We start from the raw sequence: 15,078 nt of genomic DNA on the forward strand, positions 1-15,078 counted from the left end.
TGTGCTCAATGCGTCACCACGCGCGCGTGCCGGGCGGCCGCGACGACCGTGCGGGACTGGTGCTCCACCTGGTGCTCCACCGGCACCCAGCGCGCCCTGAAGTGGTCCTCGAAAGACGCGCACCACTCCGCCACCATCCGCTCCAGCCGGGCCGCCAGCGGGTCCTGTGTCGCGTCGAGCACCCGCAGCAGCATCGCCGCCGCCCGCAGCGGGAGCCGTCGACCGAAGGCGTCGATGCTGGACACGTACGTCATCGTCGCGTCGTCCGGAGGCGGGCGCAGCCAGTCCTCCGCGAGACCCGGGACGAGTCCCAGCGCCCAGCGGGCGGCCCGGAGCAAGGGCGCGCAATCGGCGGGCAGGGACTGCTCCTTGGCCTCTCTGAGGCCCGTCTCCTGCAGCACCGCCTCCACCCTCAGGGCCTCGGCCCGCAGGCGTCTGGAGACCTGTTGAAGGGCCTCGCGCGGCGCCGGATGGCGCGCAGGGTCGTCGACGAGATCGCTCGCCCACATGGGCACCTCGACGATCGCCGTGCGGCCCCCGTACCGGTGCACGTGGTGCCACGTGGACCGCGTCACGTCCTCGGGAAGGCTGGGGAACAGCGCGTCCGTGCCCGGGTCCGGCATCACGTGCACCCCGGGGCCGGATATCGGCCAGCCGGCGGCGTCCGACGTACTGGTCTCGATCGGGATGTGCAGCTGCGCGGCCGACTTGGCGAAGGGCTCGGCGAGCCCGGGTATGTCCTGCGTCAACTGGACCCAGCTGCCGCCCAGATCGGTGCCGTGGAGGGACACCTGAAGGTACGGCTGCAGTTCGTCGATCACTCCCAACAGGGCGCGGGTTTCCGGCGGCCACTCGTCGGCGGGCAGCACCGACGGCGCCCACTCCGGCTGCTCGGGCCCCGCAGGGCGGAAGAACTGCCGGTGGTAGTCGAACAGGGTGCGCGGCGCGGACGCGCGGTGCAGGGAAGCCCCGTCCGGGTCGGCGCACAGCAGGAAGTGCCAGCTCACCCCGGACCGCAACTGTTCGTCGTGCACCGCGCGGTGCGCCAGATGCAGCGCCGTGGGGCCGCCCACGGGCTCGTTGGAGTGGGCGCCCGCGACGACCAGGACGCGTTGCTCCGCCCGCCCCACGGAGAGCAGGTGCAGCGGCCGTCCCGCGCGCGAGGTGCCGATCCGGCGCAACGCGCAGAGGTCGGGACGCTCGGCCGTCAAAGTCCGTGCGGACAGGGCGAGTTCCGTCACGCTGGGATAGTGCTGCTCCGTCAGGTGACTCACCCCCGTATGGTCCGCCCGCCGTGCGCATCCGCAGTACCCCACGCTCTGGAGCCGCTGTCAAGCGCCTGACACCACCGTGCGTATGCGGATGGCAGCGCTCCGCTATCCGAACGTCCGGGGGTTGGGGTGGGTTCGCACTCAAGAGCCGGATTTCGCACCGCAGCCGAGTGACGGTCAGCGACCGTACGGGGGGTCGCGAGCGTGGGTTCGTCGCTGCGCTACTGCTGGTGCAGCCCGCGCCCTGCCAGCGTCAGAAAGGCCTCACCGACCGCCTCGGACAGCGTCGGGTGCGCGTGCACGTGCCGGGCCACGTCCGAGGGCTCCGCGTCCCAGCCGACGATCAGCTGGCTCTCCGCGATCATCTCGGAGACGTGCGGGCCCACCAGGTGGACGCCCCACACCTGACCGCCGCCCGCCTCCGCGACGACCTTCACCATGCCGCCCTGCCCGTGCACCATGCCCTTGGCGACAGCCGTCAACGGCATCGTGTTCACTTCGACTCCGTGCCCACGCGCGCGTGCCTCCGCCTCGCCCAGCCCGACGGACGCGGTCTGCGGCGACGAGTACGTGACCCGCGGCACGGCCGCGTAGTCCACCGGCGGCGACTCCAGCCCTGCCAGGGTCTCGGCCACCAACAGGCCCTCCGCGAACGACGCATGGGCCAGGCCGAGCGACGGCGGCGGCAGCAGATCGCCGACCACGTGAATGCCGGGAACGGCGGTCTCCAGGCGCTTCCAGTCCGCCGGGGGCACGAAGCCCCGCTCGTCCGCCGCCAGTCCGGCAGCGGCCAGCTCGAGGCCGTCCGTGACGGGAACGCGGCCCACGGCGACCAGGAGCCGGTCGGCCGTGACCGTGCGGGCCTCGCCCCGCGCGGTGCGCACGGTGACGCGCACGCCGTCGTCGAGGACCTCGGCATCGGTCATGCGGGCGCCGGTCTGCACGTCGATGCCGCGCTTCTTCAGGCCGCGCGTCAAGTGCCGTGACACATCGGCGTCTTCGACCGGAACAATCCGGTCAGCCGCCTCGACCAGCGTCACCGCTGCGCCCATCGAGCGATGGAACGACGCGTACTCGACGCCGATCGCGCCACCGCCGAGCACCACCACGGAACCCGGCAGTCCGGGCGCGAACAGTGCGTCGTCGCTGGTGACCACGCGCCGCCCGTCCGGCTCAAGGCCGGGCAGTGTGCGCGGCCGCGAACCGGTCGCCAGGACGATCCCGCGCCGCGCGGTGAACTCCCCGTGCCCCTCGACGTGCACGGAACGCCGACCCGTCAACCGGCCACTGCCACGGGCCACTTGCACGCGCGCGTGCGCAAGGTGGGCCTCGACGCCCTTGTGGTTCCGGTGCACGATGTCGTCGCGCGTCGCCACGAGCGCCGGCCAGTCCACGGAGTCCAGCGTGGCCTTCACACCCCACCGTTCCCTGGCCTCGGCGATCCCGTCGACCAGCTCCGCTGCGTGCAGCATCGCCTTGCTCGGGATGCAGCCCCGGTGCAGACAGGTGCCGCCGACCTTGTCCCGCTCGGCCAGCACCACAGTGAGGCCGAGGTGCGCGGCGCGCAGGGCGGTCGAGTAGCCGCCCGTGCCCCCGCCGATCACGATCACATCAACCGTGGTCGGATCATCCGGACCGGTGGCAGTGCGCGCGGCGCCGATCGCGAAATCCGTGGCCGCAGAGGCGTGTTCGGGTCGAAGTCCCTCTCCTGTGTTCATGATCCTCAGACTCCCTCCGGGCCTTGCGCACCGTCCAAGGCAATGTTCTTGTGGGTTCGATGCACGGCCTTTATAGGAGCGCGTCTTTGCAGAGGAGAGCGGTGGGTTCGCGCAGGAGAGCGGTGGGGGAGCTGCGGTGAGTCTGCGACAGATGGAGTACTTCCTGACTGTCGTCGAGGAGTCGTCCTTCACACGCGCGGCAGAGGCCCTCCACGTCACTCAGCCCGCCCTGTCCCACCAGATCAAGGCGCTGGAGAAGAGCGTCGGGGGACCGCTCCTGGAACGCATGCCGCGCGGCGTGCGCCTCACCCCCATGGGACGCGCCTACCTGCCGCACGCCGAACTCGCCGTCCGCAGCGCGGAACAGGCCCAGCGCGCCGCGCGTGCCGCTTCCGGGGCCGAAGGCGGCGAACTCCACGTGGCGGCCGTCCATGCGGTCGCCGTGGGCGTGCTGCCGGACGTCTTCGCGCACTGGCGCCGCACCCACCCCGGAGTCCAGCTCCTGCTGCACGAGTACGGCACGCCCGAGGCCCTGGAGGAGCAGGTCGAGCGGGGCGTGGCCGACCTCGCGGTGGGGCCGCCGCCGCAGTACTGGACGGGCTCGGTCATACCTGTAGGGGAGGAGGAGATCGTCCTCGCGGTGCCCTTCGACGACGACCTGGCTGGCCGTACCAGCGTCCGCCTCGAGGAACTCGCCGGGCGGCCCTGGGTGCGCTGTGCGATGGAACCCGTCGTACAGGGACAGCGGTTTCTCGACTGGGCCTGCGGGCAGGCGGGTTTCGCCCCTCGTACGGCGGTGTGGACCGAGCACACGTCGACGGCGGTGCGCATGGCGGCGTCGGGCGTCGGGATCGCCACGGCGCCCGCACACGTGGTGCGTGGCGCGGTCGGCGAGGACTGTGTGGTGCTGTCCGTCGAACCCTCCTGGAAGCGCACGTTGACGGTCTTCACGCGCGTGGAGCCGACCGGGGCGGCCGCCGCCTTCGTCGAGGCCGTGCAGGAGGTTCTGCCGCCCTACGAGCCGCCCGCGGGATGGCGTCCCGGGAAGCCGCTCAAGGCGTACCAGGACTGCTGAGGAGCAGGCGAGGTCGGCCACAGTCGTCATGCGAACCTACGGGCCTGCCTGCCGTGCTTTCGTCTCATCCCCGCATGGGGCCGCAACCGATCAGGAAGCTAGGTTCGAGCGATGGCGCAGGAGACACCGGAGCGGAGCACAGGCGGAGAGGCACCTGCCGGGACGTTGCAGACGTACCGGGAAGTGATCGGCCTCTCCGGCGCACTGCTTCCGGTGCTGTCGTTCCTGGGGCGGCTGCCCACGGCGATCATCCAGATGGGCAGCGTCCTCATGGTCACGAGGACCAGCGGCTCGCTCGCGACGGGCGGCATGGTCGCCTGCGCTCTGGCGCTCGGGCAGGTGGCGATGGGGCCGTTCGTCGGCCGCCTCGCCGACCGTCGTGGACAGCGACGCGTAGTGCTGGTTTTCGCGCTGCTGAACGCGATCGCGATCAGCGCCTTCACGGCGAGCGCGCTACTCGGCGCGGCCACACCGCTGTTGGTGGTTCTGGGCGCGCTGGCAGGCGCCACCGTGCCGGGCATCGGGCCGCTGGCACGCGCGCGTGTGGTGGCGCTCGCCCGACGCGCGCGGGCCGACCATCGGCTGCCCGACGCGGTGATGTCCCTGGAGAGCACGATGGACGAGGTGTCCTTCGTGCTGGGGCCGGCCGCCGTGGGGCTCGCCGCGGTCGCCGGGCACCCGGCGTACGCGATGCTCCTCGCCGCCCTCCTCGTGGCCGTCTGCGGAACCGGATTCGCCCTCCACCCGACCGCCCTGACCCTCCAACCGACGCCGACGAGCAAGGCGTACGAACCCGGCCTGTCCCCAGGGGACCGACAGCAGCCACGCGCGCGTGCGGCGGGGGAACGCGCACGCGCGCGTGGTGCGGGACGGCGCATGCCGCGGCAGGTGTACGTGGTGCGCGTCGGCCTCGTACTCCTCGGTGTGCTGCTCGGCGGCTGCGGGGCCGGAATCACCGCCCTCACACAGGAGTTGGGCCGACCCGACCAGGCGGGGCTCGTGTACGCCGCGATGGGCGTCATGAGCGCCGTCGTAGGCCTCTCCATGGCGGCGGTCCCCGAACGCGTCGGGCTGTTGCTGCGCTGGCGCGTGGCGACGGCCGCAGCAGCGTTGCTCTCCCTGCCGCTGGTGTGGACGGACTCGTTGGCGGGCCTCTACTTCGTAGTGACGGTCTTCGGTGCGATCTTCGCGCCCAACCTGATCACCGGATTCGGCCTCACAGAGAGAGCGGTTCCGCGCGCACGGCTGGCCGAGGGCATGACGTTCGCGTCGAGCGCCTTCGTGGGCGGCCAGGCCGTCACCCTCGCCGTCGCCGGGCGCCTCGCGGAGTCGTACGGCCCCGCGGCCGCGTTCACCGTCGGCACCACTGCTGCGGCGCTGGCGTTCGTCGTGGCCCTCGCGACCCGACAGGCAGCAGCCGGACACGCGGGTCAACTTCACGTTCCGGCGCGTCCCCGGGACGAGAACGGGAAGCGGAGCGGGGACGTCGGAGAGGACGAGCACCCGTCCCACGTCATGTGACCGCTATGAATCCGCTCACTCCGACAGCGCTCCGGAACCAGAACAGGCCTGTGGAGCAAGGAGGTTGAGAAAGGAGCCTGTGCATCCGGCTGCATGGCCCACCGCTCCCGGAGTACCCTTCCTTGATCGTTGACCCGGCTCTCGACCAGGACGCCGGACCATGATCCCGAAGGGATCCCAAGGGGGGAGCGGAAGGCGGTGCGTGGGTGAGCTCGGGCGGTCTTGAGCTGCCCCCTGGCGACGAGGGTCGCGAGGGAGGCTCCGGCGACGCCCCGCCCTCTGCGGTCTCCTTGGCGCGCCCGATCGACACGGCCGCACAGATAGGCCCGGAACTGGACTGGGGCGCCGACGCCTGGCACGAGGTGCGCACCCGCGCACAGCGTGCCGGCCGGGCCTACATCTGGCTGAACCTCGTCGAGCAGCGGCTGCGCGCCGTCGTCTCCGCGGTGGTCAGGCCCGTGTACGAACCCGTCCACGGCGACGACTGGGTGGTGGCCGCGGCGGGGCCGGCGGGCCAGGAATGGGTGCAGCGCGCCGTCGCCGTACGCGAAGTCAGCCGCCGCAAGGGCTACTTGCTGGACCCGGCCGACGACAACGTGCTGAGCTTCCTGACCCTGCCGCAGCTGCGCGAGCTGATGGTGCAGCACTGGCCCTGCTTCGAGCCGTACTTCGACGACCGCCGCGACGTCGAACTCGCCCTGGACGAGCTGGAAGTGGCGCGGAATGTCGTCTCCCGCAACCGCGCCCTGTCGGAGACGGTTCTCGCGCAGGCGGAGCGGGCCTCGGCGCGGCTCCTGGAGATGCTCGGCGCCGACTCGGACGTGCCCTCCGCGCGGCGCCTGCCCGTCGACGCGGTCGAGGACATAGTCGGCGACCGGTACGCGGACGTGGTGGGCGTGCACTCCGACCGGGTGCGGCTGCTGCGCCAGTTCCCCGCGGAGGACCTCTTCGGCGGAGCCCGGCGCCTCGACGCGATCGGCATAGGCCTGAACCTCCTGGCCCAGAACTTCTCCGGCCGCCGCCTGGTGCGGCTCGCGGAGACCGGCAGCCGGATAAGGCTGCTCTTCCTCAACCCGGCGAGCAGCGCGGTCAAGCGCCGGGAACGGGAACTCGGCCTCAAACGGGGCGAGTTGAGCCGCTCGGTCGAGATGAACATCCTGCACATGCGGCGCGTGCGCTCCCGCCTCCGCGACCCGGGCGCCTTCCAGATCCACGTCTTCGACGAAACTCCCCGCTTCACCGCATACCTGGTCGATGGTGACGGATCGGACGGCGTGGCCGTCATCCAGTCCTACCTGCGACGCACCCGCGGCATGGAAGCGCCCGTGCTCGTGCTGCGCGGCGGTGGACGCGTGGTCAAGGCCGGCGGGGGCGGCGAGCACGGACTCTTCGAGATCTACCGCGAGGAGTTCGAGTCCGTGTGGGCGGATTCGCGTCCTGTGTCCTGAGGTGCCCCGTGCGTCCTGAGACCTCGGACGTCCTGAGTGTCCCGGGTGCCGCGGGCGTGACAGCCGCCGGTTCACAACCGTGACGGACGACCCGCAGGTCAGGGCAGGAAGCGGAGCGCGCCGGTCGGATTGTCAGTGGCGCATGGGATCGTGAAACGCACATGGGGGAGAGCATCACGAAGGAGGGCCACGGATGGGCTGGCACCAGGAGCTGCTGATCGGCTTCGACCTGGAGACCACGGGCACGGACCCGCGCGAGGCGCGGATCGTCACGGGCGCGCTGATCGAGGTCAAGGACGGGGAGCCGATCGGACGCCGCGAATGGCTGGCCGACCCGGGCGTTCCGATACCGCAGGAAGCCGTGGACGTGCACGGCATCAGCAACGAACGCGCCCGGGCGGAAGGTCGCCCGGCCGACCAGGTGGCCGACGAACTCGCCCGCAACCTCGTCGGGTACTGGCAGTCGGGCGTCCCCGTCGTGGCGTACAACGCGGCGTTCGACCTGACCCTGCTCTCCGCCGAGCTGCACCGGTACGGACTGCCGTCCCTGCGGGAACGGCTCGGCGGGATCGAGCCGGCGCCGGTGATCGACCCGTACACGATCGACCGCTCCGTCGATCGTTACCGAAAGGGCAAGCGGAACCTGGAGGCGGTCTGCTCCGTGTACGGAGTCCGGCTCGAGTCCGCGCACGACGCCATGGCGGACGCCCTGGCCGCCGCCCGCCTGGCCTCCGCGATAGCGGTCCGGCACCCGAAGGTCGGCGGCCTCGGCCCGGCCGAACTCCACCGCCGCCAGGTCGAGTGGTACGCGGAGTGGGCCGCGGACTTCCAGAAGTTCCTGCGAGGCAAGGGCGACGAGACCGCGGTCATAGACGGGAACTGGCCGTTGCGGAACATATCCGACTGAACGGGCGGGCGGGCGGCCCGAGTTCGGCCCACCGGGTCCGGTCGACCCGACTCCGGCCCACCCGGGCCCGGCCGACCCCGAGTCCGGCCCACCCGGGCCCGGCAGACCCCGAGTTCGCCTGACGCCCCAGGAGCCCGCGCCTCAGAACGGGTACCAGCGCACCTCGGGGTCCCCGTCCCGCAACGACGCCACCCGCCTGCGGAACTCGGCGAGCGCCTTCGGGTTGCTCGGCGCGTGCTGCGACACCCACGCGCAGCTCGCCGTCTCCCGCGCACCGCGCAACACCGCGCACCCGTCCCACTCGCGTACGTCCCAGCCGTAGGTGGTGACGAACGCGTCGTACGCCTCGGCGGGAAGGCCGTACCGGTCGCGGGAGAGGGCCATGACGACCAGGTCGTGCTCGCGCAGGTCGGACGAGAACGTCTCCAGGTCCACCAGGGCCGGGCCGTCGGGACCGACATGGACGTTGCGGGGGAGGGCGTCGCCGTGGATCGGGCCGGGCGGCAGATGCGGAGTGAGCGCCGCGGCCGCCGCGGCGAAGCCGTCCCTGCGCTCACGCAGGTAGTCGGCGTCGGCCTGCGAGACGGAGTCGCCCGCGAGACGCAGCCAGCGCTCCACACCGCCGAGCAGTTCACGGCGGGGAAGTTCGACAGGAGGGGAGGGAAGCGCATGCACCAGACGCAACAGCCCGGCCAGATCGGCCGGTTCGGCCGGTCGCACGGCAGGGCCGAGCCGGTGCCACAACGTCACCGGATGACCGTCCACGAGCCGAGGCTCGGGCTCGGCAGCCCGCACCGCCGGGACGTCGCACTCCTCGAGCCAGCGCGCGACGCCCAGTTCGCGCCGGGCGCGGTCGAGCAGCTCGGGGGCGGCCCGGCCGACCTTCACGACCAGGTCGCCGGTGCCGAACACCGCGTTCTCGCCCAGGGCGAGGAGTTCCGCGTCCCTCGCCAGCCCGGCTTCGGCCAGCACGTCCCGTGCCCGTGCCTCGTCCATGTCCTGCCTCCCGCCGCGCGCCGTGCACGGGCGGGCCTGCGGGGCACGCGAAGCGGAGCCGCGCGTACCGCCACCGGTGCCGTCGAGCACGTCGCCGATCACTGTGTACGCGGCCCAGTCTCGCAGCTGCCGAGGCCGCGTTCGCACTGGCCACAAGGCATGCGCGGACGCTTGACGTACTCACGAGCCGTCAGCACGATGACGGGGACTGCCTGGGACAGGTCACGGCGCGCAGCGCATCCATGGAAGGGCGGTGGCGGGAGACGGGAAGTCCACCCCCAGAGCAACCGCCACCACAACCGTCCGAAGGAGCCGATTCCGTGGCATTGGCGACCGCGACGAAGCGGTCAGTGAAGCAGCAGCGCCCGAGCAGAGCGGGGGACCACGCCGCCTGGTTCCTGGTGCTGCCCGCGCTGATCCCGATTCTGGTGCTGAGCGTCGGCCCGTTGCTGTACGGCATCGCGCTGTCGTTCACCGACGCGCAGTCCGGCCGCACCGCGGCGACCCAGTGGGTGGGCGGCCTCAACTTCCAGGACCTGCTGCACGACACGCTGTTCTGGGACTCGTTCCGGATCGGCCTCCTGTGGGCGGTCGGCGTCACCGTGCCGCAGTTCTTCCTGGCACTCGGCCTCGCCCTGCTGCTCAACCAGAACCTTCGCTTCCGCTGGCTGGCGCGGGCGCTCGCGATCATCCCGTGGGCGATGCCGGAGGTCGTCGTCGGCATCATGTGGCGGCTCGTCTACCACCCCGACGCGGGCGTGCTCAACGAGACGCTCTCCGACCTCGGCCTGGGCGAGGGCAGGGACTGGCTGACGGGCACGGCCACGGCACTGCTCGCCGTGATCGTCGTCGGCGTGTGGGCCGGCATGCCGCAGACCACGGTCGCGCTGCTCGCCGGACTGCAGAACACACCCCGGGAGTTGCACGAGGCGGCGGCCATGGACGGCGCGGGCGCCTGGCGCCGCTTCCGCACGGTCACCTGGCCGGCGATCAAGCCGGTGGCCCTGTCGATCACGGCGCTGAACTTCATCTGGAACTTCAACTCCTTCGCCCTCGTGTACGTGCTCACGCAGGGCGGCCCCGGCGGCCGTACCCGACTGCCGATGCTGTTCGCCTACGAAGAGGCCTTCCGCTACGGCCAGTTCGGCTATGCGGCGGCGATGGGCTGCGTGATGGTCGCGGTGATCTCGGTGATCCTCGCCTTCTATCTCGTCGGCCGCCTGAAGGGAGGCGACGAGGCATGATGCGTACGACGAAACCGGCGCGCGCGGCGCAGTACGTGGCGCTCGCCGCGTATCTCGTCTTCCTCGCCTTCCCGTTCGCGTGGCTGATCTCCACGGCGTTCAAACCGGCGAAGGAACTCGGCAGCCTCGACCCGACGTGGATCCCGCGCGACCCGACGCTGCAGAACTTCACGCAGGCCTTCGACGAACAGCCGCTGCTGCAGGCGATGACGAACTCGCTGCTCGTGGCGTTGAGCGCGGCCCTCGTCGCCGTCGTCATCGCGACCCCGATGGCGTATGTGATGGCGCGGCACCGCAACCGGCTCGCGAAGGCGGCCACCGGCTGGGTGGTGATCAGCCAGGCGTTCCCGTTCGTCCTGATCATCATTCCGCTGTTCCTGATCCTGAAGAACCTCCACCTGATCAACTCCCTGGCCGGCCTGATCATGGTCTATGTGGTGTGGGCGCTGCCGTTCGCGCTGTGGATGCTCGTCGGCTATGTCCGCGCCGTGCCACCGGAGTTGGAGGAGGCCGCGGCGGTGGACGGGGCGGGCAGACTGCGCACGCTGGTCTCGGTGACCGCGCCGCTGCTCGCGCCCGGCATCGTGGCGACCGCGATGTTCGCCTTCATCACCGCATGGAACGAGTTCTTCTTCGCGCTCGTTCTGCTCAAGACCCCGGAGAAGCAGACGTTGCCGGTCATCCTGAACCGCTTCATCGGCACCGAGGGCGTGGCCGACCTGGGACCGCTCGCCGCTGCCGCGTTCCTCGCGACCATTCCCTCGCTGGTGATCTTCGCGCTCATCCAGAAGCGCATCACGGGCGGCATGCTGGCCGGGGCGGTGAAGCACTGATGCGAACGCCCCAGCGTCTCCGACTCCGCCTCCGTCCACGCCTCCGCCTCCGTTCACTCCCGCGCCCACGACTGCGTCTGTTCGCGGCGGCCGCCGCTGCCCTCGCTCTCGTCCTCACCGGCTGCTCCGGCGCGCCCGATGACGACAACGGCGGCCGGATCACGCTGCAGTTCCAGTCCCTGGCGTGGCAGAAGGAGTCGGTCGACGCCAACAAGGAACTGGTGAAGGAGTGGAACGCCGCCCACCCGGACGTGCGGGTCGAGTACGTGCAGGGCAGCTGGGACAGCGTGCACGACCAGCTGCTGACGTCCTTCGAGGGCGGCGAGGCGCCCGACATCATCCATGACGCGTCGGACGACCTCGCGGACTTCGCGTACGGCGGCTACCTCGCGGATCTGACGGACCTGCTGCCGGAGCGACTGAAGTCCGATGTGCCGCAACGCAGTTGGGAGACGGCGACGTTCGGGGACGGGATCTACGGGGTGCCGTTCCTGCAGGAGCCGCGCGTCCTCATCGCCAACGCGAAGTGGCTGAAGAAGTCCGGCGTGCGCATCCCGACGCCGGACGAGCCGTGGAGCTGGCAGGAGTTCCGGAAGATCACCGAGGAGCTGGGCGGCGACGCGGGCGACGGCAAGTACGGGGTCGCCTGGCCGCTCAAGGAACCGGTCTCGGCCACCCTGAACCTCTCGCTGTCGACCGGCGGGAAGGTCTTCCACCGCGGCGCCGACGGGAAGGTCGAAGTCCGCTTCGACGCGGCCGACCAGGTCATGCCGGAGACCGTGCACCACCAGGTGAACTCGGACAAGAGCGCGTCGAGTTCGACCCTCGGCATGGGCGGTTCGGACACGCTCCCGGGATTCTTCGGCGGCAAGTACGCGATGGTGCCGCTCGGGTTCTCGTACCGGCAGCAGATCGTGCAGCAGGCGCCCGACGGATTCGACTGGCAGGTGCTGCCCGCGCCCGCAGGCGAGGACGGGCTGACGCAGGGGGTGAGTCCGCAGACGCTGTCGATCGCGGAGGACAGCCCGCACAAGAAGGAGGCGATGGAGTTCATCGACTTCCTGCTGCAGCCGGAGAACATGGTGCGCCTCGCCCAGGGCGACTGGATGCTGCCGACCGGCACCGAGGCGCTGAAGGACCCTGCCCTGCACACGAAGAAGAACGACTGGGCGACGGGCACGGCGCTCGCCGAGCATCTGCGCTCGGCGCCGGCCCAGTCCGTGCGCGGCTACCCCGAGTGGAAGGACAAGGTGGCCACGCCCGCGCTGCAGGAGTACTACAGCGGGGCCATCGACCTGGACGAACTGCGAAGACGGCTGGTGGAGGACGGGAACCTGGTGCTGGCTCGGTATCAGAGGTAAGGGGTCGGTATCAGAGGTAAGGGGGTGGTGCCGGGCTGAGGGCGACTGACCCTCGCCCCGACCTCGCGAGACGCTGCGTCTCAAAATAGGTTGCACGAGACGTATCGTCTCGCGTACGGTGCTCGTCATGACCACTCCCCAGCGTGCCCATATCGCCATGTTCTCCATCGCCGCCCACGGGCACGTGAACCCGAGCCTCGAAGTGATCCGGGAACTCGTCGCCCGAGGGCACCGCGTCACGTACGCGATTCCGCACATCTTCGAGGAGAAGGTGGCCGAGACCGGCGCGGAACCCGTCCTGTACACCACGACCCTGCCCTCCCCGGACGACGATCCGGAGGCCTGGGGCACCACGCTGATCGACAACATCGAGCCGTTCTTCAAGGATGCGGTCCAGGCGCTGCCGCAACTCGCGAAGGCCTACGAGGGCGACGAGCCGGACCTGGTCCTGCACGACATCACGTCCTACCCGGCGCGGGTGCTCGCCCGCCGGTGGGGCGTCCCGGAGATCTCCCTCTCGCCGAACCTGGTGGCGTGGGAGGGGTACGAGGAGGAGGTGGGCGAACCGCTCTACCGGGACCTGAAGGCGAGCGAGCGAGGCAAGGCGTACTTCGCGAGCTTCGAGTCCTGGCTGCAGGAGAACGGCATCACGCAGGGGCACGACGCGTTCGTCGGGCGTCCGCCGCGTTCGCTCGTACTGATTCCGAAGGCGCTGCAGCCGAACGCCGACCGGGTCGACGAGAGCGTCCACACCTTCGTCGGCGCGTGCCAGGGCGACCGGTCCGCGCAGGGCGACTGGCAGCGGCCGGCCGAGGCGGAGAAGGTCGTCCTCGTGTCGCTGGGCTCGTCGTTCACGAAGCAGCCGGCGTTCTACCGGGAGTGCATCGGCGCGTTCGGCGGCCTGCCGGGCTGGCACCTGGTGCTGCAGGTGGGCCGGCACGTCGACGAGAGCGAGCTAGGCGAGATCCCGGCCAATGTGGAAGTGCACCAGTGGGTGCCGCAGTTGGCGATCCTGAAGAAGGCCGACGCGTTCATCACCCATGCCGGCGCGGGCGGCAGTCAGGAGGGGCTGGCCACGGCGACCCCGATGGTGGCCGTGCCGCAGGCCGTCGACCAGCCCGGCAACGCCGACATGCTGCAGGGACTCGGCGTGGCCCGGCACATCCTGACCGAGGAGGCCACCGCGGACGTACTGCGCCGGGCCGTGCTCGAACTCGTCGAGGACCCCGAAGTGGCGCGGCGACTGCGGGACATCCAGGCGCAGATGGCCGCTGAGGGCGGTACGCAGCGGGCGGCCGACCTGATCGAAGGGGCGCTGCCCCGGGCGTAGTTCCGTCGCACGCAGGCCGCCGACGCCCTCGGCGCAGCGGCCGGTGGTACGAGGCGGGCCCCGGTTCGGTGACGGCCGGGGCCTGTCGTTGTAACACTCAGATAACGGACGTCTGGTCCACGGAGGGCATTGACTCGACTGAGAACTACGACCCTTACCCCCCGGTAAAGGTTGTACGCATGGCTTCTTGTTCCTTTGTCAACGACCTTCTTAGCGTGAGGTGAATTCCACTCGAACGCCAGGAAGTTGACATGCGCCGAGACATACCGCCTCTCGCCGAGGTACGCCGCATCACCGAGAAGAAGCGCGACGCCTGGTGGACAGTGCTGCTCGTCGACCCCGTCGCCACGCCCCTGGTGCGGCAGACCGCGATGCGCACCGGGATCACCCCGAACCAGATCACGTGGGGTGCGTTCCTGCTCGGCCTCGTGTCCGCCGCCTGCTTCGCCATGGCGGACTGGCGCTGGCTGATCGCGGGCGCCGTCGTCTACCACCTGAGCTTCATCCTCGACTGCATGGACGGCAAGGTCGCCCGACTGACCGGCACCGGCTCGGTCTTCGGCGCCTGGCTCGACTTCGTCTTCGACCGGATCAGAGTCATGGTCTGCGCGGTCGCCCTGATGGCGGGCCAGTACCAGCGGACCGGTGAGACGGTCTACATCTGGCTGTCGCTCGCGGTGGTCGGCCTCGACACCCTGCGGTACATCAACTCGCTCGAGATCTTCAAGATCCGGCACACCATGCGCAAGCAGATCAAGACCCGCATGCGGGAGGCCCGCAGGGCCGAGAACCAGGCGGAACTGGCGTTCATGGAGGACCTGCTGCGGGACAACCCCGAGGCGGACATCGAGCAGGACCTGCAGGCGGCGCGCAACGGTCTCGTGCGGGGCGCGGACGCCTCGGCGCTCGACGTTTCACCGGTCGGGGCATCCCTGGCCGACGGGCCTGCGGAAACTCTGGCTGACGGGACTGCGAACACCCCGGCCGACGGGCCTGCGGGAACCCCGGCGGACTCCGCGACGGAGGTCGCCCCCGCCGCACGCAAGGCGCAAGTCATCGACCTGCACCAGGAGTTCCGCCGCCGCTTCCCGTGGTATCTGCGCTGCCGCTCGTACCTGCTGCGCAAGCGGATTCGCGCCCACCTCGTGAGCGGCATCGAGTTCCAGATGGGCGTCTTCATGATCGGCCCGCTCTTCGACGTGGTGATTCCGGCCACGATCGTCTCCGGCGCCCTCCTCCTCGTCTTCGAACTCGCCATCATCTACAAGTTGTTGCTGTCCACCCGCGACTTCACGCGCACGCTCGACAGCTTCGAGCAGCGCAAACTCGCCGCCGCAGCCTGAGGCGATTCGGGGGCCGGGGAGGGGACTCCGG

Annotated in this window: 11 protein-coding genes and 1 pseudogene; 9 read left to right on the plus strand and 3 right to left on the minus strand. The window is 70.6% G+C overall.

Annotated elements, in window-relative coordinates; genetic code table 11:
• Positions 1 to 5: 5 nt before the first annotated feature.
• Positions 6 to 1,274, minus strand: a complete 1,269-nt coding sequence (locus ACIDOF_RS30935; RefSeq protein WP_409009470.1) for a M14 family zinc carboxypeptidase — start codon at positions 1,272 to 1,274, stop codon at positions 6 to 8.
• A gap of 218 nt (positions 1,275 to 1,492) precedes the next feature.
• Positions 1,493 to 2,989, minus strand: a complete 1,497-nt coding sequence (gene lpdA / locus ACIDOF_RS30940) for a dihydrolipoyl dehydrogenase (RefSeq protein WP_409009471.1) — start codon at positions 2,987 to 2,989, stop codon at positions 1,493 to 1,495.
• Between the two features lie 136 nt (positions 2,990 to 3,125).
• Here lpdA and ACIDOF_RS30945 point away from each other — a divergent pair, with 136 nt between their 5' ends.
• The 4 genes from ACIDOF_RS30945 (at position 3,126) to ACIDOF_RS30960 (ending at position 7,940) form a co-directional block, all read left to right on the plus strand.
• Positions 3,126 to 4,064, plus strand: coding sequence for a LysR family transcriptional regulator (locus ACIDOF_RS30945; protein WP_409009472.1), 939 nt, complete (start codon positions 3,126 to 3,128; stop codon positions 4,062 to 4,064).
• Positions 4,065 to 4,175: 111 nt separating this feature from the next.
• Positions 4,176 to 5,585, plus strand: coding sequence for an MFS transporter (locus ACIDOF_RS30950; protein WP_409009473.1), 1,410 nt, complete (start codon positions 4,176 to 4,178; stop codon positions 5,583 to 5,585).
• Between the two features lie 206 nt (positions 5,586 to 5,791).
• A complete protein-coding gene (locus tag ACIDOF_RS30955) occupies positions 5,792 to 7,033 on the plus strand; it encodes an SAV2148 family HEPN domain-containing protein (RefSeq protein WP_409009474.1) in 1,242 nt (413 codons plus the stop codon).
• A 193-nt stretch (positions 7,034 to 7,226) separates the two neighbouring features.
• The gene (locus tag ACIDOF_RS30960) at positions 7,227 to 7,940 is read left to right on the plus strand and encodes a 3'-5' exonuclease (protein ID WP_409009475.1); all 714 of its coding nucleotides are present in this window, start codon (positions 7,227 to 7,229) and stop codon (positions 7,938 to 7,940) included.
• Positions 7,941 to 8,081: 141 nt separating this feature from the next.
• Here ACIDOF_RS30960 and ACIDOF_RS30965 read toward each other — a convergent pair whose 3' ends face one another.
• A complete protein-coding gene (locus ACIDOF_RS30965; protein WP_409009476.1) occupies positions 8,082 to 8,936 on the minus strand; it encodes a phosphotransferase enzyme family protein in 855 nt (284 codons plus the stop codon).
• 320 nt (positions 8,937 to 9,256) lie between these two features.
• Between ACIDOF_RS30965 and ACIDOF_RS30970 the strand changes: the two genes are divergently transcribed.
• From ACIDOF_RS30970 to ACIDOF_RS30990, 5 genes and pseudogenes are all read left to right on the plus strand, one after another.
• Positions 9,257 to 10,180 (plus strand): carbohydrate ABC transporter permease, encoded by a 924-nt coding sequence (locus tag ACIDOF_RS30970; protein ID WP_409009477.1) that lies wholly within the window; start codon positions 9,257 to 9,259, stop codon positions 10,178 to 10,180.
• Complete coding sequence (locus ACIDOF_RS30975; RefSeq protein WP_409009512.1) at positions 10,180 to 11,013, plus strand: carbohydrate ABC transporter permease; 834 nt, start codon at positions 10,180 to 10,182, stop codon at positions 11,011 to 11,013. The genes ACIDOF_RS30970 and ACIDOF_RS30975 overlap by 1 nt, the downstream gene beginning before the upstream one ends.
• Positions 11,013 to 12,374 carry an ABC transporter substrate-binding protein gene (locus tag ACIDOF_RS30980; RefSeq protein WP_409009478.1) on the plus strand — a complete coding sequence of 454 codons (1,362 nt, stop codon included), beginning with the start codon at positions 11,013 to 11,015 and terminating at the stop codon, positions 12,372 to 12,374. Before ACIDOF_RS30975 ends, ACIDOF_RS30980 begins: the two co-directional genes overlap by 1 nt.
• Before the next feature lie 45 nt (positions 12,375 to 12,419).
• Positions 12,420 to 13,704, plus strand: a pseudogene (mgt, locus tag ACIDOF_RS30985) (macrolide-inactivating glycosyltransferase).
• Between the two features lie 251 nt (positions 13,705 to 13,955).
• The gene (locus ACIDOF_RS30990) at positions 13,956 to 15,047 is read left to right on the plus strand and encodes a CDP-alcohol phosphatidyltransferase family protein (RefSeq protein WP_409009479.1); all 1,092 of its coding nucleotides are present in this window, start codon (positions 13,956 to 13,958) and stop codon (positions 15,045 to 15,047) included.
• Positions 15,048 to 15,078 lie beyond the last annotated feature (31 nt).

Source organism: Streptomyces sp. Da 82-17 (assembly GCF_046098215.1).
GTDB lineage: Bacteria > Actinomycetota > Actinomycetes > Streptomycetales > Streptomycetaceae > Streptomyces.